Genomic DNA, 21,781 nt, shown 5'->3' with positions numbered 1-21,781 from the left:
CATCACCCTCCTTTTCGTGGTAGTATATCGCAGAAAGACAGGCTCCTTCTCACCCACCTCTGCAGATACGATGAGGGAAAACAGGGCCGGGTCTCGATGACGGAAAACCATACAGGCAGGGAGCTCTTGCTTCACCCCCATTTGTTGGAGTAGGTGGCCAGGGTCGCAACCGAGGTGCGCTTTCCCGTTCACGTCCCACCATCTCGCCCCAACGCGCTGGCATGATGGGATCGGATGGGATCATACGGGTGAGTGTATTGTACGAGGAAGAGGAAAGCGCACCTCGACAACTATAGATTCACATTCCATGCTGCTGTTTGGGGATCTGCTGCATTAAGGTTGGTCGTTGTTTCCCACATCAACAACTCGTGATGGTCGCTCTGGAGAATAGCACAGTTGTACTATTCTCCTCTTTATGCTTACTTGAAGATACTCGTGATGGTATCGCCGATTATAGCGTTAGCTTCCACTCGGCGTTGCCGGGATTATCTGCGAACTCGTTGAAGGTCGGATTCCACTTGAATGTCTGCTGGTGATCATTTTGGGGAACTTCAAACACCAGATCTCCCTCAACCGATTTACCATCCCCCAGATTTCCAAAGGAGAGCTGTGTATCGTATTCCTGCGGCACAATATATGAATGGCTCAAGGTCTTGCCTTGTGATGTTGTAATTGTGAAATCCAATGGATTATAGTGTTGGCTCGCACCACTATGATTGGTTATCTTCACATGGAGCACAATGAATTGGTTTCCTGCTTTGGGCGAGGCGTAATCATCGCCGGCGATCTTTTTTAATGAGCTGACTGTACAATCCACGTTTTGTAAGGTTTGCGTTTGCCCACCCGCTGTGTTTGTGGTATTTGTTCCCGAAGTAGTGCCTCCTGTGTTAGTGCTAGTGCTTTCTGTGTTAGTGCTAGTCGCTGAAATATTGTCCTGTTTCGCAACGGCGGTCGCGGTCGCATTCGAATTACTGATATTCGATTGTGCGTTGTTGATGATGAGACTTGAGGCCACGATACAGCCCACAATACTCAACACTATGATGCCGCCTACGATGCCAAGTGCAATCCATAATCCCCTGTTCTTTTTCTTGGGCGGCGTTGGATAACCAGAGCCGGGATAACCAGTACCAGGATAGGGAGCTGCCCCTGCGGGTAATGGTGGTGGATATGCTCCTGACTGTGCATATTGGTTTTGTGCATAAGGATCATATGGTGCAGGCGCTTGCTCACTATAGGGATTATTGATGTTACTCGGGTTATTTTGCGCATTGGCTGGTGGCGGAGCATAATAGGGCTGCTGGTTGCTTGCTGGTGACGGTGCAGGATAGTTGTTTTGATTGCCCGTAGTTCCTGGCCCATATGGTGCGGGGGGGATATTATTATTGGGTTGGGATGGTGGTACTATCTGGCCTGGGCCACCAGGATTGCTGGGTGTGGCTGGTATGGTTGGTTCGTACGCTCTCTCATTTTCTGGCTGCTGATTGTAGGGGGGATAATTAGAATTGTTGCTCATTAAAATGAAAATCCTCCTGATAATAGCGAAGCTGGCGTTTAAACAGACAGGAATTGTCAGTTATGATATTTGTCATGGTTAGTAAATAGGGATAGTTGGAGTTTCAACTGACCATGCTGCTGTTTTATGACGCACTATTTTTATCCGGGTCTAACGTATGATACATGACTATGTTTCAATTAAGGTGTAGTATAACTGAATGCATACTAGAAAACAAGCGTTTACTTCTCAATTGTCCAGGATGCTTCTCCACCGTTTTCTGATTTTTTAGTCTACTCGCTATTGATGCCATGTTTGATTGTGGTTCAGGGGGTGGCGCACTGCTTCGTGGTATATAATGGGGATGACAAAATATCTCGAGGTGAATCTATTGATTTCCGACAAGCTCTGGTGGCAGACGTTGATGACCGTCCTGAACCGCTTAGCCACCATCCCGATTGACACTACTCTCATCGGCTCCACTTCCCTCTTCGTGCAGGGGGTGACAACAACTATTCCTGATACCCTGGAAATTTCACTACAATGGGATTTGATGGCGCGGGCCTGTGCGCTCTTTGAGGCACATGAAGGCATCCAGCAGCGGGCTGGCTGCTATGAATATTGTGTGTTCACGCTCAATGGTATCGCTGTCCACCTCTATGGCTATCTCAACACTGTTGTCGTGACTGATCCTGATCGATTGGCCTATCAACATGCCGGGCAGCCATTCTGGGTGAAGGCGCTCGATTTCTATCTCCGTACCTTACCGGCAGGAGATGTGGATCTACAGGCTATCCGAGCCTATCTGCGTCGGCTGCAACAAGAAAATAGCCAACTCAACCAGGCAGCCTGGAATCAGGATGCCTATGAAGCCTGGATTCATCGTCATGGAACCCCTCAGAGCCTGGGTGAGCGGCTACGGAAAGATCCCAGGCAGCGCCTCTCGATGCTCAGTCAGTATCTGGTACCACTGGCGGGATGTAAGGTCATCAATCTCTTAGGCTCACACGGAGCCAAGGCTATTGCCATGAGCTTGCTGGGCGCTGACGTCACGATTGTGGATATCTCGCAGGAGAATGCACATTATGCGCGGGAGGTTGCGGCGGCTGCTCAGACGCAGATCCGCTATCTTGTCGCTGATGTGTTGGCCCTGGCACCAGCCGAACTCAATGCCAGCTATCAGCTTGTCTTCATGGAACTCGGCATCCTGCATTATTTTATCGATCTCGCGCCGCTGGCCCGGATTGTCCAGCAGCTCCTTTCTCCAGGCGGTCGCTTGATCCTACAGGATTTCCATCCTATCTCCACCAAGCTGATCACCTCAAAAGGCAAAAAGCATCGTGTCACTGGCAATTATTTCGACAAAACGATCATCGTCAAAAAGGTCGCCTTTAGCAAGCATCTGCCCGGACAAGAGCAGAAAGACGCGCCCGTCGTCTATCTGCGGCAATGGACCCTGGGCGAGATTGTTACCGCTTTTGCAGCCGCAGGCCTGCTGATTCGCCGCCTGGATGAAGAACCGAATAGCAAAATTGACGATATTGGTCTCCCTAAAACCTTTACCCTCGTCGCTGAAAAGCCAACAGCCTGATTCTCTTCACCGGCCCTGGAGCAGACGCATAATCTCACAGCTTCATAAGGACCAATATATTGATATATATAAATTCTTGACTTGCATTTTTCGCTGCTTTACAATAACGATGCCAAGTTGTACCAAAAGCGAAAGGAAAAACCTTGTGGGCAATCCTGTACAAATCCTATTTCTGGCGGCTTCCCCAAAACAGACAATGAAGGTAGAATCAGATAGAGAGATTCGCACAATAAAAGAGAGAATTAATGTTAGTAAATATAGAAATGCCTTTAGCATTAAAAATGAATGGGCCGTGACTGATGATGGTCTTTCTCAGTATTTATATACTTATCAGCCCAATATCGTTCATTTCAGTGGTCATGGCACACAAACAGGTGAACTCCTTTTTGAAGATGAGCAAAGAAAAATCAGGCCCATTACAGGCGATAGTCTTCAAGCATTGTTACACGCTTTTAAAAACCGTATCCATTTAGTTGTGTTAAATGCTTGCCATACACATAATCAAGCCAGAATGATTGCTAAAGATATTGATTGTGTTATTGGTATGAGTGATATTATTAGTGATCAGGCTTCGATTGCATTTGTATTTGGATTTTATCAGGCTTTGGGATTTGGTGAGTCGGTGCAAAGTGCTTTTGATCAGGGCCTCACGCAGATACAGATCAAGAATATTCCGCAGCATCACATTCCACAGTTGTTTACGCGGCCGGGTGTGGATGCCAATCGTGTGACTTTGAAGGAGTTGGCGCAGGTGCAGCCTACCCAATCAGGCTTATCTTCTCGGGTAATAGATAGACCAATATCGATCTTTATCTCGTATGCTCCTGAGGATAAGCGGTTCTGTGATACGCTGGAAAAGCAGTTCAGTGTATTGAAACGCAGGCATGAAGTTGTGATCCGGCGTGCGGAAAATACCCTGGCTGGCTCGGTGAGTGCGGCGGTATTGGCCGATTATCTCAATGAGGCTGATATCGTGTTGTTGCTGGTGAGCCCTGCTTTTATGGCTTCTGATAGTATTTATGAGCATGAATTGAAACCTGCTTTCCAGCGCCGTGAACAGGGACTGACCCACGTTATTCCTATCATCGTCAAAGAAACATATGAGTGGTGGAAGGATGAGCTGTTTGGTGAACTCTGGTCGCTCCCTCAGGAGAAGCAGCCCGTTGCTGCCTGGGATGATAAAGATAGTGCTGCTTATGCTATCCTCAAAGATGTACGTCGTGTCATCGATGAACTCAAATGATGTAGCTTAGCTTATCCTGAAGAGTGAGGATTGGGTCCTATCCCCAAAGATTGGATAGGACTCCTACGCGATTAATGCTGGGATGATTGCCTGGCATGGATGGCGAACCAGATTTTCTCTGGCAATAAGGGCATGTCAAGATCGGTGATGCCAAGGGGCGCGAGAGCATCGAGCGTGGCGTTGACGATGGTTGGAGGCGCGCCAATCGTGCCTGCCTCTCCAATGCCTTTAGCTCCCAATGGATTGAGCGGTGAGGGGGTCTCGACCAGTTCTAATGTGAAATCGGGAACCTGATCCGGGGCCGGAAGCGCATATTCCATAAAGGTCGTCGTCAGATTTCGTCCCGCTTCATCATAGAATACGCCTTCAAAGAGTGCCTGCCCGATTCCTTGCGTCAGTGCGCCGTGCATCTGGGCCTCGGCTAACTCATGATTGACGATGTGGCCGCCATCATCAACGGCGATATAGCGTAGAATTTGTATATCGCCGGTCTCGCTATCTACTTCGACGATGGCGATATGCGTGCCCGATGCGATGGCAGCCGATTGTGGCGTGAACGAGCGCCACGCGGCCAATCCTTCGATAGGGATACCATTGGCGGGATTAGGTGCTTCATGCTCGATCAGCTCCGGTTGCTGCTCGACGGCCCGTGCCAGCGCTCCCAGTTCCACAAAATGTGAGGGGGAGCCCTGAACCATAATCTTGCCGCTGGTCACGATCAGATCCTGTGTGGCGACTTCAAGCTGTTGAGAGGCCAGTTTCAGTGCCTTCTCGCGTACAGCATTCGCCGCCAGATGGATCGCCGAGCCCGCTGTCTGCGTGATGCGACTGGCATTGGTACCAGTGCTATAACCGGGCAGGCTGGTATCATTCATCTGCACCTCAACCTGGGAGCCGGGAATATCAAAGAGTTGAGCCACGAGCTGCGCAAAGATTGTAAAGTGTCCCTGCCCATTATGGGCAACGCCGCACTGCACTCTCAGCCTGCCATCGGGCAAAATACGCACCGTTGCAGCCTCATGCAATCCATTCTGAGACATAGTGCCGCCGGTCGTTTCAATAAAGGTCGAGACACCGATGCCCAGATACTTTGAGGTTGGCCGGGCCCGGCGCTGGCGCTGCTTCTCCCGCCAGCCAGCATAATCCGCCAGGGCCAGAGCTTTATCCAGCGCCAACTGATAATTGCCGCTATCGTAGGTCAGCCCGGTCGGGGTCCGATAGGGAAAGGCCGTAGCTGGGATCAGATTGCGCCGCCGCACCTCAACGGGATCAAGCTGCAAGGCCCGTGCGATCTCCTCAATCGTACGTTCGACAATATATGCGGCCTCCGGGCGTCCCGCGCCGCGATACGCGCTGATGGGCACCTTATTCGTCAGCACCGAAAGCACCGTACACTCGATCGCCTGAATTTGATAGGCCCCGCTCAACATGGTAGAGGTAAAGATCGGCATCATCGCCCCGATTCCATAGATAAACGCGCCGGTATCGCCAATGATGCGTACTTTGAGCCCCAGCAAGCGTCCAGTATCGGTATAGGCGGCCTCAATCTCATTCACCTGACCGCGTCCATGGACATGCGCCAGTAGATTCTCGCTGCGATCCTCGACCCATTTTACCGGTCTGGCATGGCGTACCGCCAGCAAGGCCGCAATAATCTCCTCGCCCAGGAAGATCGTTTTCGCGCCAAACGCCCCACCCACATCGGCATTATGGACATGAATGCGCTCCGGCTCCATTTTCAGGAAGCGCGCCAGCGTATTGCGGGCCTGAAAGACTGATTGAGAAGAGATCCAGGCATTCAGCTCGCCGCTGCTGGCATCATAATCAAACAGGCAGCCACGCGGCTCCATTGAACTCGGAGCCAGGCGTTGATTTTCCAGCCGAAGTTGCAGAGTATGCGTGGACTGCGCGAAGGCAGCGGATAGATCGCCGCCCTGCGTAACCGTCTGCTGAATCAGATTCCTACCCATTTCCTCATAGAGCAGGGGGGCATCCGGCTCCAGTGCACGTACAGGATCAATGACTGCTGGTAATGGTTCATAGTCAACGTGTACCTGATCACGTCCATCTCTGGCTGCGTAAGCCGTCTCAGCCAGCACCACCGCGACAGGATCGCCCGCATAGCGCACCTTATCCACGGCGAGCGGACGGCGTTCTGGTAGTTTTACATCCTTCGCATCTGAATGGATCAATGGAACCAGCGCTGGCAGATCTCGTACCAGTTCCGCGCCTGTATACGCCGCCACCACCCCGGTCACTGTACGAGCAGCCTCAAGATCAATGGTACCAATACGAGCATGTGCATGAGGACTACGCACAACCGCCATTTGTACTATTGCTGGTCGCTCGGGTGCAAGACGGATATCATCCACATAAGCACCTCGACCCGTAATCAGAGGATAATCTTCAGAGCGTCGCTCTAAACCGGCAGGTACGCGTTGTCTGATCATCGTGCAAAAAACCTTTCATTGATCGATACACATATCTCGATCACTACACAAAAAACTGATCACTGATCGAAAGCCGCTCTCTACTCGTTTCTCATCAACCACCACCATCTCTCATCCCTTAAATTATAAACACGCCAGCCACAGATATCTTGGCATCTGCCTCGGCAGCCAGCTGTTAGCCGATGCGCCAGGTGTCCAGCCAGGGCAGCATACACTCACTGAGATTGGCTTCACCACTGTTCAATTTATGCATGAGGGAAAGCATGATCTGCTCTTTATGCTCGCGCTTGAATAGTAGAGTACAAGAAACGCCGGTTATCTGAACAGCGCAAAACTTGAACAAAAATGTGCTATGAGCTATTTTTACACGTATCCTGGGGTTTCCTCCATTACTCCCCTCAGCAATCCTCTCACAAGGATTGCTGATTCTTTGGGTAGGTGAGAGCATATCGTGTTCAGATAGCGGGTACAGTTTCAGCCATCTTTATCGCTGGCGCCTCAATCTCCTTGCCGGGCCAGAATATCAACACGATTGCGGCAAATAACCACCAGTTTCCCTGGACGATTGACATAATATTGACGACATTCTGATCAGGCGTAAAAAGGCCGATCATGCCTAAGATAGAAAATGCAGCGCCAATCGCAAAACCAATGCAGGCTACAATAGCGCCAATAACCTTGCGTAACACAGGTGAGCTCAGAAACACCAGGCTTAGCGGAAAGAAAAGAATCGGCGCGGCCACGATTGAATAGAGATGCTGGACAGCTGCGATGAGATCGAGACTTATTAAACTTGTCGTTGCCGGATTGCCATTGATTGCGCTGAGGTAAAATGTGACTTCTACAAGGCTCACCATCACGAGGATGACACCTCCAAAGAATGTCATCCAGCCCACCAAATGGTTTTGTTTGCCTGCAAGGCGTACAACTGAGAATGCGAACAACACGATAAGCACGGGACTTACAGCCTGAAGCCAGCAGCCAATGACAAAGGGTATGTCATACTGGTTTTTATACGCAACCAATTGTGCGACAGTCGGGTGGGCAGGTGGGTTCGGAATAATTATGAAAGATGTAATGAGCAAGAGGACCCCAATGATACCACAAATTGCAGCCAGAACACGGAATAACCTGGTTGACATCAACATCTCCTTAAATAAGTTAAACGCAATAATATATTACAATGTATGCACGTGGAACTCGCCTATATCTGCGTTAGTCTATCTAGCAAGTATACTATAATGCTTGAAAAATATCTATACGTTTTTTGATCTTAGTACTACAGTGACACTTAGTTGTGAAAAGTGGTAGATTGCTTCAGGAGGGTGAAGCAGATGGCCATAACCAAGCAAAATGAAGGGCTGTGTTGCAAAAAAACTGCTGAATGGCAAGTATAATGCCCCCCAACAGAAGCACAACCAAAAGCCTGGCAATGATCATCCTGTTCCCGCTCTTTGGCCTGGGACTCACCACCTCCAGCTATAGCACCATCTATAGCTGGACTGCGGTTGCCCTGGTCTGTGGTAGCCTGGGAACCTATCTCCTGGTACGCCTGCGTGCTCGCTGGTTGAAAAGACATTATTTCTAAAACTTGCTCACGATGAGTGACTCCGAATAGAGACAAAAAACGTTCTTAGAGTGTCTGTGTTCTGAATCATAGCTCATGTTCTTGCATTGTCGCAGTTAACAGATCTGTCTTTGTCAATATGAGTACCCGGGAAAAGTGAGAGGTTTCGAGATCATGTCAGAGCAAGAAAATACTCCTCCAGCAGATAACGCTGAGGTACAAAGTCCTGAACAACTTCAAGCTGCACGTGAAGTGGCGCAGCAGAAGATTGACCAGGTTATTGATCAGTTCGCGGGAAAGCTTCCCGGGGGTGAACAATTTGCCGATCAAGCCAAGGGAGCCGCTTCAGGTGTTCTGAACAATCTGCAAAATCAGGTTGGTCACCTTGTCAGCAATGCAGGCGGCATTCTGGGGGGATTATTAGGAAAGCATTCATCTAATAATCCTCAAGATTCCCCCCCACCTCAATAAGCAGCTATCCTGGCAGGATATATACTTACCATATCCTCATCAATGTGTAGACCGCACCGAAAAGGCGAGGTCTACACATTGGCTTATGCGTTTGTGAGGGTCAGGAGAAGTTGGCGGGTAGCTTCAGCGTCTTCCAGTGCTCGTCCGCTTCCCGTGGGTATTTTAAGGGCTGCGCATGCCTCTGGCAAGGTATGTAATTTATAGTCGCGTTCGGTCGCCTTGACGCCTGCATACATAGCATATTTCACCATCAGGCAATGGGATACAATCGCTGAGAGTCCCAGTTGATAAAAGGCCGCCGCCTGTCTCAAAATACGTATTTTATAGGCTGCGCTAAAAATAATGAGTTCATTTTGAATCAATAATGGATACAGTTGAGGCCAGATCTCAGGTAGGATGGGAGCCTGTAAAAGCATATTCGTGGGAATACCATGCATATCGCTGTTGGTCGCCTCAATTGCCTGATCGGGCTTGATCAGCGAATGGAAGATGATACGACCAGCCAGATCTACCAGCGACACCTCAATGATTTCATCATTCAAGCCTGGCTGAATCGTCTCGAGATCAAAAATAAGTGGACGCCGCCTGATAATTTGCTGCGCCCAGCTGACAATCGCGGGTCGATCATTTAAATGGAGTTGCACTGGTGGCGCTTTTTGGAGTGCTGGTGCTGGTGCTGGTGCCGGGGAAGTGGTAGCCGTTTGTGGTGGTGTTGACGCCTTTGCCTGCCGTACAGGTCTGGACTTCGCGGGTGTCGGCGCCGATGCGGCGGATACTGATGTCGCGGAAGCCGCCACATTCTTCTGAATCATACTCATCGCTTTTTCTGGCGTTATCGTCCTGCCCTGTGGATCTTTCAAGATCCACTGACCGTTCTCTTTGACCCAACGATAGCCATGGCGTTTGAGCGCTGCATTTAATTGTTCACGCTCATTATTTTCAAGCGCCATATCTTCAGTGTCTCCTCTCAAGCAATCGATCACCTTGAGGAAATATATCATATTCTGCTTTTCGCGGCAATAAAAAGGAGAGAGAAGAGAGAAGGTGCAGGGCGTTCTCATGCATCTTGCTCTCTCCTTTCGCCCGCGTAGCGAGCAACCTGCTCCGCTGAAGATGAGTCGATGACTAGGATAAATGGTTCATTTTCTTGCCCCGGAGTCGAAAAATGCAGAGTAGCGGGCTGCCGTGTGCTATTTTACAAGGAAAAGGGCTTATTCATCTTTTCTCTGCTCATCTTAAATAGGTATAATGTGCTCATTTCTAGAAAGGTATTATGTTGATGAAGTCGATCAAATTAATGTTGTTGGGATTAGTGCTGATGCTGTTAGCGGTTGGCCTGGCACAGAATATCGCGCCTGCCATTTTTGCCGTTTCCGGCAGTAATCCACCGGCCATTCTGAAGTTATTTCCGGGCTTCGAGGTGTTTTTACTGGTGATGGGTTTGGCCGCCGCGATTGTTGGATTTTTTCAGAAAGAAATCAAAGAGCGTTAATTTCATCTTCTACCAGAGAAAAAAAGGAGTATCCCGCTTCGGGATACTCCTTTTTTTCTCTGACCTTTCAGCTAATCAGTGAGTTTACACGGGAGGATTAGCACAGCTTGGATTTAAGACTGCCTGGACTTTGCTATCGTTGAGGTTTGCTTTCGTGACAAAGGTGACACCGGTATCTTCACTACTGACTGCTTTGCCGCGTACAGCATTGACGGCGGCATTCAGGCCATCGTAGCCCATGCGGAATGGATTCTGTACGACGAGGGCGCTGATCGTGCCATTCTGGACACCTTTGACTTCGTCGGGAGCGGCATCCCAGCCAATGATCGTGATTTTTCCATCCTTGCCTGCCTTATGGACAGCCTGGGCGGCCCCGATAACGCCTGGCTCGTTAGCAGCAAAGATGCCCGTGATATCAGGATGGGCACTGAGAATATTCTCAGTGACGCGCAGGGCGGTATTTGGATCGCTCTGGCTATACTGTTCCGCGACCAGTTGCAGTTCTGGATGCTTGGCTAAGCCCTGTTTAAAGCCCGCGGCCCGTTGGTCGCTGGTGGATGATCCTGCCTGGAAAGGAATGAAGGCAACTTTGCCTTTGCCATTGAGCGCCTGTGACAGGAGGTCAGCGGCCTTGACGGCGGATGCTGTATTGTCTGTAGCGAACAGCGGCACATTGGCGGGTTGAGGGTTCGTGCCCGAGTCGATATTGATGACCTTAATATTTGCGTTGACCGCCTTTGTGCTGGTTTCGGTGAGTGCCCTGGCATCCGTTGCGGCATAGACAATTCCATTTACCCCCTGCGTAATGTAGTTGGTAAGCAGATTAATCTGTCCCGTGACATCGGTTTCAGCCGAGACACCATCCCATTGCATTGTCACGTTCTGTAGTTTTGATTGGGCGCACTGCGCGCCTTTTTGTACCTGTTCCCAATAGTTTGAACCGACTGCTTTTGGTACCACTACAATCTTGATCGGTCCATTCGTAGGCGTACTCTTACCGCCGCTGTTACCTGTTGGGTTTGATGATTGAACTTGTACTCCGCCACAGGCAACCGTTTGCAAGGCAACGATGGCTAAGACCACCGTTGTGAGAATCCGTGCAATGCTTCGCTTCATTGCGTACTCCTTTGCGGGTTCATCGTGTAACTATGTCCTTAATGGGCATAGGTCCCCGTATGGGGATGTTTACAGGAACGAAAGAAAATGGCAGCAATGGATGGATTTATCGTGATGCTACTGCGAACTTCCGGCGTCGGAATTGATCCCAGAAGACCGCAAGCCAGATCACTACACCGATGATGACATTCTGATAGTAAATGTTGACGTTCAAAAGGACCGCGCCATTGCGGATAATTGAGATCAGAAAGGCCCCGATCAGGGTACCAAGAATGGTTCCCTGCCCTCCAAACAGACTGGCGCCACCGATCACGGCCGCGGCAATAACATCAAGTTCAAGGCCAATGCCAAAGTTCGGTTGTCCTGAATTGACACGTGAGGACGCGATCATGCCCGCGAAACCCGCCAGCAGCCCCTGGATAACATAGATAAGGGTCAAATAGCGTTTGATGGGAATACCCGAGAGACGTGCGGCCTCGCCATTGGAGCCAATCGCATAGGTATAGCGACCGAGCCGCGTGCGATTGAGGATAAGATGGGCGAGCAGGGCCAGCAGCACCACGACCAGCAGAGGAATAGGGATGCCATAGATGGTTCCCTGCCCCAGCAATTGGAAGTCATCTGGTGTACCATATACGCCCACCGAGTTGGTGAAGATCGAGACCAATCCGCGTGCCACGCCCATCATACCCAGGGTGGTGATAAAGGGACTCAGGCGGGCAGCGTTGATGAGTAAGCCATTGACCAGTCCGATGATGCCACCAATGATGGTTCCTCCCAGGATCGCCAGCGGCCAGGGAACACCAGAGTTGACGATCAGCATCACGCCCAGCACCCCGGATAGCGCGGCGTTAGAGCCAACCGAAAGATCAATGCCGGAGGTGATGATGACAAAGGTCATGCCAATAGCGATGACAGCGGTGACCGCTGTTTGTGAGACAATATTGAAAAGATTATTCAGGGTTAAAAAGACTGGCGAGGCGAATGTGAGATAAATAAAGACGATAATCAGCGCTCCACCGGCGGCGAGCTGGGCTACTACATCGACTAACCTTTCGCGCAAGCGTTGCGTGAAGGATGCGCCTACCTCTTCAATGGGTGGCTGATCTGCGACCTCGGATGATGAATTGATGATATTTTTCATTGTGCTTCGATCTCCCTGGCACCCGTAGCCAACGCAATAATTCTCTCTTCAGAAAATTGTTCCCGCTCAACTGCTCCTGCAATCTGTCCTTCGCGTATAACGAGAATGCGATCACACATATTGAGTAGTTCAGGCAAATAGGAAGAGATAAGGATAATCGCTCGTCCCTGCTGAGCCAATTTACCGATCAGATCAAAGATCTCAGCTTTGGCCCCGACATCAATGCCGCGTGTCGGCTCGTCGAAGAAAAGGACTTTGGCCTGCGTTTCTAGCCAGCGAGCGACGATGACTTTTTGTTGCGTTCCTCCCGATAGCACCTCCACTTTGCGGCGTATCGAGGGCGTGCGTATGCGTAGCTGGTCGCGTGCTTGCAGGGCTGTTCGCCGCTCCTGACCCAGATTCAGGATGCCAGCGACAACGGGCAAATGCGCCATGGTGATGTTCTGATCGATGCCGAGATTCATCGCCAGCCCATCGCGTTTGCGATCCTCAGTCAGGTAGCCAATACCAGCCTGAATAGCCGCTTCAGGCGACTTGATGCGTACCTTTTTTCCCTCGACTTCAATCGTGCCAGCATCGATACGGTCGGCTCCGAAAATTGCCCGCGCCAGTTCCGTGCGCCCCGCCCCAACCAGACCAGCGAAGCCCAGAATTTCGCCCGCGTGAAGTTCAAATGAGCAATTTCGCAGTACGTGAGCACGGGTGATGCCTGTTACGCGCAGGACGACCTCGCCAATTGTTGTGCTCGGTTTGGGATACAGATTGGCAATTTCGCGTCCTACCATCAGGCGGATCAACTTTTTCTCATCAATCTCGGCGCGCGGCAGGGTCGCTACGACCTGACCATCGCGCATCACTGTCACGCGGTGCGCAATACGAAAAATCTCATCCAGACGATGCGAAATATAGAGAATAGCGATGCCCCGTTCGGTCATGTTATGAATGACGTTGAAGAGCTCATGGATTTCTTGTTCGGTGAGAGTCGCAGTCGGCTCATCCATGATTACGACCTTCGCATCCAGAGAAAGCGCTTTCGCGATCTCGACTAATTGTTGCTCAGCCACGGAGAGCCCGGAAACCAATCGGCGTGGATCGATGTTTAGACCAACCTGTTTCAGTAACGTGCGTGAACGTTGTATCTCGGTGGAGCGATCAATCAAGCCCAGGCGCAGCGGCTCCTGTCCCAAAAACATGTTTTGCGCGATAGTGAGATGGGGGGCGAGGGCGAACTCCTGATAGATCATGGCAATACCCAGGGATTGGGCATGCTGAGGACCGTGGAAGCGGATCGGCTCATGATTGAGTAAGATCGTCCCACTACTTGGTTTTTCAACCTGAGACAACAGTTTCATCAGCGTAGATTTCCCGGCCCCATTTTCGCCTGCCACTACATGCACCTCACCCGGATATACATCCAGGCTGACATCATTGACGGCGAAGACGCCAGGGAATTGCTTTGAAATATGTTGTAACCGAAGGACAGGTTCATCTTTGGATAACGACATGTTTACCTTCCTTGCAACAATGCCTTGAGAAGCAAGAGAACACGTTTCCTGTGATATTCGGTTGTGCAGATGAGAAGCAGGGTACCCGCCTCCGAAGGCGGCCAACATTGCACATGAAGAGAAATTGAATGCCAGTATGTGTTCAACACATTTGTGTCAAAGACAAATAGAAAAGTGCTTAATCCCCTCTGCTTGCTTTAGACGTTTGGAACCATATGAGGGTTATAACATTACAGAGAAATACTTGTCAAGATGCAGATTGTGGTGGGTCTACATCCTTCAGGGTGAAAGCGGGGTGCAGGGGCGGCAGGTATGCCAGGGGCATGACAGTCCTCGCACCTTCCCTCTTCCACCACCCGGAAGGACAGAGAGCCATTGTGGTTTTGTATAAGTGTTGTGGTACCTTGAAAAAGAAGGAAATTATAGGTATACTCTCAGCAGAGTTGCTCATACTTGAGTATGATACATTTTGATCCTCGCATGCAAAATCTGTATGTTACTTCCCAGCGACGGGGAAAAATTGTCGTGGAGTAGTACCAGGTGTTGTACTATTGCACGTTATAGGTGAGCCTGTGAAGCATCATGACCATACATCTTCTGCAGAGATAAATGTCCCTGCGTATCGGCCACAATATGAGATTGTGGCCGAAAAAATCGTTGCTTTTATCACATCTACGAATATGAAGCCCGGGGATCGTCTGCCAACCGAGCAGCGGCTGGGTGAACAGTTTGGGGTGAGCCGCAGCATCGTACGCGAAGCGATTAAATATCTGACCGCAACTGGATTGGTGGCGGCGCGCAAAGGAGTAGGTATCTATGTGGCGCAGGGGACACAACTTGTAGCCCGACCAGCCTTCAAATTCTCTATGGTTGTTGACCCTGAGCACATTCAGGCGCTCTTTGAGTTCCGCTGTATGCAAGAGATGATTACTGCTCGCCTGGCTACGGAACAGATTACGCTGGTCGAACTGCGTGAGCTAGAACAGATTGTGCAGGCCAATCGTGCGCAAGCCGAAGCCGCCCAGCAAGAGCGTTTTATGGAGAGTGACGACCGTTTTCATCTTGCGATTGCTCATGCCACTCATAATCCTTTTCTTGTCGAAACCGTTGCCAGCATTCTCCATCTCCAACGCTGGGCTGTCAAAGTCATGACCGGAGGATCGCCCGGCTCCTCACTTGCCTCGGTAGAGCATCATGAGGCCATCTTTGAAGCTATCAAAGGAGGGAATCCTGACACAGCCGCGCAGGCCGCCCAACATCATGTTGAAACCGTTCTCGGCTGGTATCGTCAGGAAGTGCGCCGTCGCCTGTTAGGTAACAGCGACGGCACGACTCTACTTCCCTGACGTGCGACATCTGTGGATAGCTTTGCATTTACAATGAAATGGTGGAAAATTCAGTTTGCTGGAGCGCATCTAGCGCAAGTCCCATGGCTTCGGTTGTAAAGTAAATTTCGGGCTGTGGAGTGCCATCGGGACCGTTTGAGATCACGTTCCCAAAGGTTGGTGTGACACGATAGAAATAGCCATGGTAGATTGGCTGGTAGAAATTAGTACTTAAAAGGTTGATCAGTTGTTGCTGTTTATCTAGAAATTGCTGTGATTGTCCCAGCTGGCGCATGATTTGATTATAGCGGTAGAGGCCGATCAAGATATGAGCCTGAGCGCGTGTCTCTTTATACTTTTGTTCTAACGTCCTGCTATTCAAGTCATACGCGAAGAACAGACCACCATTTCTCTGATCCCATAATCCACTGGTAGTGAACAGGCTCTGCAAAACTGCGGTACTGATGGTGAGATATTGTGGATTGTGGGTGATCTCATAGGCAGCCAGCAGTGCTTCAACCGCGCTCCCCTGGGTGCTGGCCTTTCCCTGTTCATTCATTACCATCTCTGATCCATCAGCATTTACCGTCATATTATTGTAAAAGAGTTGGGCCTGGATATTATAAGAGGCGGGTAGCACCGTATTGATTGTTGCTTTGCCCGCCTGTACCCACTCTGGATGACCCATCCGTGTGCCTGCATCAATCAAGGCGGCTCCAGCGGTAAGCGAATGTTCAACACTATAGACACCAGGCGTGTGGGATTTATTATAGAGCAGCCCTAATCTCTGATCATACCAATTATTGTAATAGTTGGTAGCCGCCATCTGTGCTTCCTGAGTTAAAACTGGATCATTGAGCAGATAGCCATCGCGCAAAAGATAAAAATAAACCCAGCCTTTAGGTAGATTATAATTGAAGAACTCGTTATGGACGATGGGGGTAATGCGGGCAATATCCTGATCATGGCTACTCTCCTGTCCATGCAGATATTTATATTCGGCTAGCGCATTGAGATAAAAGAGGTCTGTCTGGATATCGTGGCTGCTGGGGGGATCATCGTTGCTATTGGGATTTACATTATTGGTGATGCCTGGATTGTCCATCCGCCAGTTGACGTACAGGCCACCGGTAACCATGCCTTTCGTCTTTGCGATAGGATTAAAGCCGTTGGTACGTATATTCCAGAGTACCTCTTGCGCTACCTGATCGATGGTTGGATCAACCTTGCCTGTCTGCATCTTGCTACTTGCCGCCTGTGCTTGCATACTGCCCTTGAGGCTACTCGCGATCAGTAGCAACACCAGCACTATTGCTACAGCTAAGCATGTGTGCTTTTTTAATGTATTGTACATATCATCTCCCTTTTTCATACTAACCTACTTGATGCTATTGTAACCAGATACTCAAAAGACAGGCTGAAAGCGGGATGTAGTGGCGGCAGCCCCAGGCGGAGCGCGAGCTGTCCTCGCAACTTTCCTCTTCCACCATCACCCGCAAGGACGGAGAGCTCGATATTTATAAAATCATGGTAACTATTCAGCAAGGGGGTCGAGGGGGCCTGCAAGGCCCCTTCGCGGGGAGCGGGGAGTCCCCGCCCAACCCCCTCCTTCCCCGCCGCAAGGCGGCTTGAGAGGTACAGGGTACCTGAATAGTTACAAATCATGTAGAAAATATTCAATTTATTGCGGAATACGTAATGTAAATGAGATCGGTTGTCGATGAATAGTGATAACAAATATCTATCTTTGATAGTTTTTCAAACCATATAGAGTCAATGACGAAGAGTAAATGAATGTCTTGAAGAGATTGTGTCAGAACGAAAAAAAGGATTATGCCGATGATTCATCCTCAACCACAGCGTTCCGCGCCACCTGGACCATCCCTGGCACCTGTACAACCATCACCGATTGAGCCGGTATTGTTTGAGGTGAAGCGCTTGATCGTTGGTCAAGATCATCTCCTGGAACGTCTACTGGTGGCTTTGCTGGCCCGTGGACATGTCTTGTTGGAAGGAGTGCCAGGGCTGGCGAAGACGGCAACGATCAAGGCCCTGGCTCAGGTAATCGGTGGCAAATTCGGACGCGTGCAGTTTACGCCTGATCTGGTTCCAGCAGATTTGATTGGGACGCGCATCTATAATGCAAAAAACGCTGAATTTATGGTTGAATTGGGGCCCATCTTTGTGAACCTCTTACTGGCGGATGAGATTAATCGTGCTCCGGCTAAAGTGCAATCTGCCCTTTTAGAAGTGATGCAAGAGCATCAGGTGACGATTGGCAAAGAGACGCATCGTATCCCTGATCCTTTCCTCGTTCTGGCGACGCAGAATCCTATCGAATCTGATGGAACCTATCCTCTCCCCGAAGCGCAACTGGATCGCTTTATGTTCAAAGTGCTGGTCGATTATCCGTCGTATGAGGATGAGGTGGTGATTGTTGAGCGCATGACCGGTGTCCATGTGACGTTGCGGACCCTCCTGTCGTCGGATCAACTCCGCGAGTTTCAGCAGCGGGTGGATCAGATCTATGTAGATCCACATGTTGTGTTTTATGCGGCGACGCTGGTGCATGCGACGCGTGAGCCGGAGCGCCATGGCCTGGGACATTTGAAGCAGGCGTTGCTCTATGGTGGTAGTCCGCGTGCCTCGATCAATCTGGTTGCGGGTGCGCGTGCGCTGGCCTTTCTGCGTGGACGCCACTATGTCCTGCCACGCGATGTGGCTGATCTGGCGCTCGATGTGTTGCGTCATCGCATGGTCTTTAGCTATGAAGCTGCGGCTGATGGAGTGACGGCGGATACGATTGTCGCGGACCTGCTGCAACGTTTTCCACCACCACAGATTGATCTGGGGGATAACTATGTGGCGTGATTGGCCTGTTATAAAATCCCTGAAAACTTTCTCGCCGTCCCCTGCCGTTGTGGATGAAGCAGTCTCCATCTCTCACAAGCAGGTGAGCAGGCAGCGTCTGTTGAGCCGCCTGAACTGGAGAATACTTCGGCCTCTCGCCAGCTATCTGGGCGGTAGCGAGCATTCGTACTTTCTGGGACCCGGCGTCGAGTTCTCTGAGATTCGTGCCTATCAGCCGGGCGATGACATTCGTTTTATTGATTGGAACATTTCTGCGCGTATGGAGCAGCCGATGATCCGCGAATCGCGTGTGGAACGTGCTCTGGATGTCTGGTTTCTCCTGGATACAAGCGCCTCGACGAATTGGGGCACGGCGAATTGCCTGAAGCGCGAGCAAGCGTTGGAGTTTGTCGCGCTGGCGGGTCAGTTGCTCAGTCGAGCGGGCAACCGCCTGGGTGCTTTACTGTTTGCCGAATATCCGGGTCTGTTGATTCCACCCGCTTGTGGACATGTCCACCTGACCCGCCTCCTTACACAACTGCATCAGCAGGTTGCCGATCCACATGGTGGACCAACCGATCTAACAGCTGTCCTGAAGCGTGCCCATACAGTCATCCGGCGTCGCTCATTAATCGTGCTGATCTCTGACTTTCTGGTCACAGATGGCTGGCAGAGCACGCTGGCAAAATTAGCGCAACGCCATGAAATCATCGCTGTCCGCATCACCGATCCACGTGAAGGCGAACTGCCTGATGTCGGGTTGGTCACCTTTGAAGATCCAGAGACGGGCCAACAACTTCTGGTGGATACAAGCAATGCCCGGCTACGAGCCCGTTTTCAGCAATCTGCCCATCAGCAGACGCAGCGGCTCCAGGCTGATCTTATCAGGTGTGGCAGCGAGTTACTCTCTCTCAGCACCGATGCAGAGCTCCTGGCGACCCTGATCTCTTTTCTACAGAAACGCCAAACACGCCGGTTGCGCCATACAAGTACACTTCCGCGTGTTGGACATGTATCCGATGTGGAGATAGCTGGCAGGAAAGGAGAAGCGCAATGACCTTCCAATGGCCTTTTTGCCTCTTCTTACTCCTACTCATCCCGCTACTCATCTGGCTTTATCTATTGGCCCAGAAGAAGCGCAGCGTATATGCGGTACGTTTCACTAATCTCGCCCTGCTGGGCAGCGTTGTTGGTCGTGGTCCAGGCATGCGGAGGCACGTACCGGCGATCATCTTTGGCTGTGCGTTGGCAATCCTGATTCTCAGTCTGGCTCGCCCGACCGCTATCCTGGCTGTGCCACAGGAGCGAGCCAATGTCATGCTGGTCTTCGACGTATCCGGCTCAATGGGTTCACAGGACATGCATCCAAGTAGAATCATGGCCGCACGTCAGGCTGCCCATACATTCATCAATGCGTTACCAGGCAATGTCCAGATCGGTGTGGTTAGCTTTAACAACGTGGCCTCACTACGTACGCCATTAACATTGGATCGCGGTCTCGTACAGCGTGCTATTGATAGTCTCACGCCCGGCGGCGGTACCGCCATTGGGGATGGCCTTAATACTGCTCTGGATCAATTTCAGCAATTGCCGCGCGCCGCCAATGGAGATCCTGGAACTGGAACCGTTGTCCTGCTCTCAGATGGAGCCAACAACATGGGGACAGATCCTGCGCTGGCGGCCTTACGAGCCCGTAATGCCCATATTAAAGTGAATACGATTGGCATTGGTGCGCGCGGCAATACATCTGGTCCTGAAGGCCAACCAGGCACAGGACTGGACGAGGCGGCGCTTCAAGCCATTGCCCATCAAACCAACGGCCACTACTTTTATGCCGGAGAGAGCAAAGCGTTACAGCAAATCTATGCTGACCTGAGCAGCCAGATTAGCTGGGTCAAAGAGTCCACTGAAATTACTGCTATACTCAGCATGCTTGGTGCCTTTCTCTTCCTGACTGCCAGTATGCTTAGCCTGCACTGGTTTCAACGCTTCCCATAATCGCTCCTCCTGATAGTATCAAGCAGTGCTGGCTTGCTTTTCTGATGAATATATTCCACGATGAAACGGAACATCTTCGCCTGTTCGCTCGTTTAAATAATGGACACACTGCAGGCTGCGAGCCAGTTTGCGTGCCGTCTCGGTAAATAATAGAAAAGGGCCTTCCAATTCTCAGGCAGGGAACGGCAGTTCTCCTGCCGGGGTGTGGGGTGTGTGTGTTTCCCACTCCTTCCCTCCCCACCGCCGAAGACGACAATAAAGAGAATGGGAAAGTTCTGAATAGTGAGAAGGATATATGGAAAAAATCCCTACAAATGTATCGGCAAACGATATTGAGCAATATGTAGAGCATGGTTATGCAGATAATAATGGTGTCAAGATACACTATGCCGCGCTGGGCAGCGGTCCGTTGGTGGTAATGGTACACGGCTATCCAGATTTCTGGTATACCTGGCGCAATCAGATGCTGGCGCTTGCTCCCCATTATCGTGTTGTTGCCTACGATCAACGCGGCTATAATCTGAGCAATCAGCCTGCAGAGGGCGAGCAGTATGCTATGAAGTATCTGGTCGGCGATATGAAAGCAGTTATTGAAGCTCAGGGCCAGCAACAGGCTATCGTGGTTGGCCATGACTGGGGTGGAGCGGTTTCTTGGCAATTCGCAACCGACTTCCCACAAATGACCGAACGCTTGATTATTTTAAATCTGCCGCATCCACGGGCTCTGAGACGCGAACTGGCGCACAATCCCGAGCAGCAAAAGAACAGCCAGTATGCGCGCAATTATCAGCAAGAAGGCGCGCATCTGAACTCAACGCCGGAAAAATTGAGTGCCTGGGTCACTGATCCAGTCGCGCATAGCCGTTATATTGAAGCCTTTAAGCGCACCAGCATGGAAGGCGTCCTGCAGTATTATAAACAGAATTACGACCGCCCGCCCTATGCCGAAGACACTTCTCCCATCATAAAGATCCAGGCTTCCGTTTTGCAGATTCATGGTCTGGATGACCAGTATCTCCTGCCGGGTGCTTTAAACGATACCTGGAAGTATCTGGAGCGTGACTGGACCTTACTCACTATCCCACATGCCAGCCATTTCGTACAACATGATGCCGCCGATCTCGTCAGTCGCACTATACTTAGCTGGCTGGCTCGCTAAGCCCACAAAGACAAACAAGGTGTTAGCCTCTCATGCCCTCCACCATCTCTGTGCATGAGTTTTCGCACCTGCGGTGCTCAAACATCTTTTTAGTGTGTGGTGTCGGAAAAGTTCGAAGAACTTTTCCGACACCACACACTAAAAAGGGCGCAGGCGCGCCTGCGCCTGCCAGCAGGTCAAACAGTAAGATCCCGATGGTACTGGGAGTCCGACACATTCAAAGTGTTTGCCTGGGCCTCTGTCTTTTAGGAAGAAAATGGGGTACTTTTTACCCACTTTTCTTATAGCATAGAAGAGAAAACCTTTCTGGCATGGTAAAATAGCTTTGCTCGTGCAATATAGAAAATTGCCTCCGTATTTTCGATGGCGTTTCTG

General features: G+C 50.6%; 18 protein-coding genes. 10 read left to right on the top strand and 8 right to left on the bottom strand.

All coding sequences use genetic code 11. The annotated features are described in order from the left end of the window. Positions 1–451 precede the first annotated feature (451 nt). Complete coding sequence (locus F1593_RS16155; RefSeq protein ID WP_149402595.1) at positions 452–1,516, bottom strand: DUF4352 domain-containing protein; 1,065 nt, start codon at positions 1,514–1,516, stop codon at positions 452–454. Between the two features lie 343 nt (positions 1,517–1,859). Here F1593_RS16155 and F1593_RS16150 point away from each other — a divergent pair, with 343 nt between their 5' ends. Together F1593_RS16150 and F1593_RS16145 are read left to right on the top strand one after the other, a co-directional pair. Continuing rightward, positions 1,860–3,086, top strand: coding sequence for a class I SAM-dependent methyltransferase (locus F1593_RS16150; protein WP_216368882.1), 1,227 nt, complete (start codon positions 1,860–1,862; stop codon positions 3,084–3,086). Next, entirely contained in the window at positions 3,028–4,329 is a 1,302-nt protein-coding gene (locus F1593_RS16145) for a TIR domain-containing protein (RefSeq protein WP_172632167.1), read from the top strand. Before F1593_RS16150 ends, F1593_RS16145 begins: the two co-directional genes overlap by 59 nt. A 71-nt stretch (positions 4,330–4,400) precedes the next feature. Here the strand turns inward: F1593_RS16145 and F1593_RS16140 are convergent, their stop codons facing one another. Both F1593_RS16140 and F1593_RS16135 read right to left on the bottom strand, forming a co-directional pair. Next, a complete protein-coding gene (locus tag F1593_RS16140; RefSeq protein WP_149402593.1) occupies positions 4,401–6,779 on the bottom strand; it encodes a xanthine dehydrogenase family protein molybdopterin-binding subunit in 2,379 nt (792 codons plus the stop codon). A gap of 455 nt (positions 6,780–7,234) precedes the next feature. Next, positions 7,235–7,921, bottom strand: a complete 687-nt coding sequence (locus tag F1593_RS16135; RefSeq protein WP_149402592.1) for a hypothetical protein — start codon at positions 7,919–7,921, stop codon at positions 7,235–7,237. A gap of 242 nt (positions 7,922–8,163) precedes the next feature. Here F1593_RS16135 and F1593_RS16130 point away from each other — a divergent pair, with 242 nt between their 5' ends. After that, positions 8,164–8,367, top strand: a complete 204-nt coding sequence (locus F1593_RS16130; RefSeq protein ID WP_149402591.1) for a hypothetical protein — start codon at positions 8,164–8,166, stop codon at positions 8,365–8,367. A 153-nt stretch (positions 8,368–8,520) separates the two neighbouring features. Further along, positions 8,521–8,817: a hypothetical protein gene (locus F1593_RS16125; RefSeq protein ID WP_149402590.1), complete on the top strand. Its 297-nt coding sequence runs from the start codon at positions 8,521–8,523 to the stop codon at positions 8,815–8,817. An 83-nt stretch (positions 8,818–8,900) separates the two neighbouring features. Here F1593_RS16125 and F1593_RS16120 read toward each other — a convergent pair whose 3' ends face one another. Further along, entirely contained in the window at positions 8,901–9,767 is an 867-nt protein-coding gene (locus tag F1593_RS16120) for a 3'-5' exonuclease (protein WP_172632166.1), read from the bottom strand. A gap of 329 nt (positions 9,768–10,096) precedes the next feature. Between F1593_RS16120 and F1593_RS16115 the strand changes: the two genes are divergently transcribed. Beyond that, positions 10,097–10,309 carry a hypothetical protein gene (locus tag F1593_RS16115; RefSeq protein ID WP_149402588.1) on the top strand — a complete coding sequence of 71 codons (213 nt, stop codon included), beginning with the start codon at positions 10,097–10,099 and terminating at the stop codon, positions 10,307–10,309. A gap of 84 nt (positions 10,310–10,393) precedes the next feature. Here F1593_RS16115 and F1593_RS16110 read toward each other — a convergent pair whose 3' ends face one another. From F1593_RS16110 to F1593_RS16100, 3 genes are all read right to left on the bottom strand, one after another. Continuing rightward, on the bottom strand, positions 10,394–11,425 hold the full coding sequence (locus F1593_RS16110) for an ABC transporter substrate-binding protein (RefSeq protein WP_149402587.1): 1,032 nt from the start codon (positions 11,423–11,425) through the stop codon (positions 10,394–10,396). Positions 11,426–11,531: 106 nt separating this feature from the next. Beyond that, positions 11,532–12,569, bottom strand: coding sequence for an ABC transporter permease (locus F1593_RS16105; RefSeq protein ID WP_149402586.1), 1,038 nt, complete (start codon positions 12,567–12,569; stop codon positions 11,532–11,534). Further along, positions 12,566–14,074, bottom strand: coding sequence for a sugar ABC transporter ATP-binding protein (locus tag F1593_RS16100; RefSeq protein WP_172632165.1), 1,509 nt, complete (start codon positions 14,072–14,074; stop codon positions 12,566–12,568). Before F1593_RS16100 ends, F1593_RS16105 begins: the two co-directional genes overlap by 4 nt. Before the next feature lie 572 nt (positions 14,075–14,646). Here F1593_RS16100 and F1593_RS16095 point away from each other — a divergent pair. Further along, positions 14,647–15,420 carry a FadR/GntR family transcriptional regulator gene (locus tag F1593_RS16095; protein ID WP_172632164.1) on the top strand — a complete coding sequence of 258 codons (774 nt, stop codon included), beginning with the start codon at positions 14,647–14,649 and terminating at the stop codon, positions 15,418–15,420. 28 nt (positions 15,421–15,448) lie between these two features. On the opposite strand, the gene F1593_RS16090 is transcribed toward F1593_RS16095, so the two are convergent. After that, positions 15,449–16,753, bottom strand: a complete 1,305-nt coding sequence (locus F1593_RS16090; RefSeq protein WP_149402584.1) for a hypothetical protein — start codon at positions 16,751–16,753, stop codon at positions 15,449–15,451. A 479-nt stretch (positions 16,754–17,232) separates the two neighbouring features. Between F1593_RS16090 and F1593_RS16085 the strand changes: the two genes are divergently transcribed. The 4 genes from F1593_RS16085 to F1593_RS16070 all read left to right on the top strand — a co-directional run bounded on the left by F1593_RS16085 (position 17,233) and on the right by F1593_RS16070 (position 21,406). Continuing rightward, entirely contained in the window at positions 17,233–18,270 is a 1,038-nt protein-coding gene (locus F1593_RS16085; RefSeq protein WP_371873860.1) for an AAA family ATPase, read from the top strand. Continuing rightward, complete coding sequence (locus tag F1593_RS16080) at positions 18,260–19,306, top strand: DUF58 domain-containing protein (protein WP_149402582.1); 1,047 nt, start codon at positions 18,260–18,262, stop codon at positions 19,304–19,306. The genes F1593_RS16085 and F1593_RS16080 overlap by 11 nt, the downstream gene beginning before the upstream one ends. Beyond that, a complete protein-coding gene (locus F1593_RS16075) occupies positions 19,303–20,247 on the top strand; it encodes a VWA domain-containing protein (protein WP_149402581.1) in 945 nt (314 codons plus the stop codon). The genes F1593_RS16080 and F1593_RS16075 overlap by 4 nt, the downstream gene beginning before the upstream one ends. Positions 20,248–20,542: 295 nt before the next feature. After that, complete coding sequence (locus tag F1593_RS16070; protein WP_149402580.1) at positions 20,543–21,406, top strand: alpha/beta fold hydrolase; 864 nt, start codon at positions 20,543–20,545, stop codon at positions 21,404–21,406. Positions 21,407–21,781 lie beyond the last annotated feature (375 nt).

It is taken from the genome of Dictyobacter arantiisoli (genome assembly GCF_008326305.1).
In the GTDB taxonomy this organism is placed as follows: domain Bacteria; phylum Chloroflexota; class Ktedonobacteria; order Ktedonobacterales; family Ktedonobacteraceae; genus Dictyobacter; species Dictyobacter arantiisoli.
The sequence above is the reverse complement of the archived record's forward strand: the minus strand, read 5'-3'. Positions and strand labels throughout refer to the sequence as shown.

Coding starts and splice junctions, on each gene's coding strand:
- F1593_RS16155 (WP_149402595.1), bottom strand. CDS start 1,516: ATGAGCAACAATTCTAATTATCCCCCCTACAATCAGCAGCCAGAAAAT.
- F1593_RS16150 (WP_216368882.1), top strand. CDS start 1,860: ATGACAAAATATCTCGAGGTGAATCTATTGATTTCCGACAAGCTCTGG.
- F1593_RS16140 (WP_149402593.1), bottom strand. CDS start 6,779: ATGATCAGACAACGCGTACCTGCCGGTTTAGAGCGACGCTCTGAAGAT.
- F1593_RS16135 (WP_149402592.1), bottom strand. CDS start 7,921: ATGTCAACCAGGTTATTCCGTGTTCTGGCTGCAATTTGTGGTATCATT.
- F1593_RS16130 (WP_149402591.1), top strand. CDS start 8,164: ATGGCAAGTATAATGCCCCCCAACAGAAGCACAACCAAAAGCCTGGCA.
- F1593_RS16125 (WP_149402590.1), top strand. CDS start 8,521: ATGTCAGAGCAAGAAAATACTCCTCCAGCAGATAACGCTGAGGTACAA.
- F1593_RS16120 (WP_172632166.1), bottom strand. CDS start 9,767: ATGGCGCTTGAAAATAATGAGCGTGAACAATTAAATGCAGCGCTCAAA.
- F1593_RS16115 (WP_149402588.1), top strand. CDS start 10,097: ATGAAGTCGATCAAATTAATGTTGTTGGGATTAGTGCTGATGCTGTTA.
- F1593_RS16110 (WP_149402587.1), bottom strand. CDS start 11,425: ATGAAGCGAAGCATTGCACGGATTCTCACAACGGTGGTCTTAGCCATC.
- F1593_RS16105 (WP_149402586.1), bottom strand. CDS start 12,569: ATGAAAAATATCATCAATTCATCATCCGAGGTCGCAGATCAGCCACCC.
- F1593_RS16100 (WP_172632165.1), bottom strand. CDS start 14,074: ATGTCGTTATCCAAAGATGAACCTGTCCTTCGGTTACAACATATTTCA.
- F1593_RS16090 (WP_149402584.1), bottom strand. CDS start 16,753: ATGTACAATACATTAAAAAAGCACACATGCTTAGCTGTAGCAATAGTG.
- F1593_RS16085 (WP_371873860.1), top strand. CDS start 17,233: ATGCCGATGATTCATCCTCAACCACAGCGTTCCGCGCCACCTGGACCA.
- F1593_RS16080 (WP_149402582.1), top strand. CDS start 18,260: ATGTGGCGTGATTGGCCTGTTATAAAATCCCTGAAAACTTTCTCGCCG.
- F1593_RS16075 (WP_149402581.1), top strand. CDS start 19,303: ATGACCTTCCAATGGCCTTTTTGCCTCTTCTTACTCCTACTCATCCCG.
- F1593_RS16070 (WP_149402580.1), top strand. CDS start 20,543: ATGGAAAAAATCCCTACAAATGTATCGGCAAACGATATTGAGCAATAT.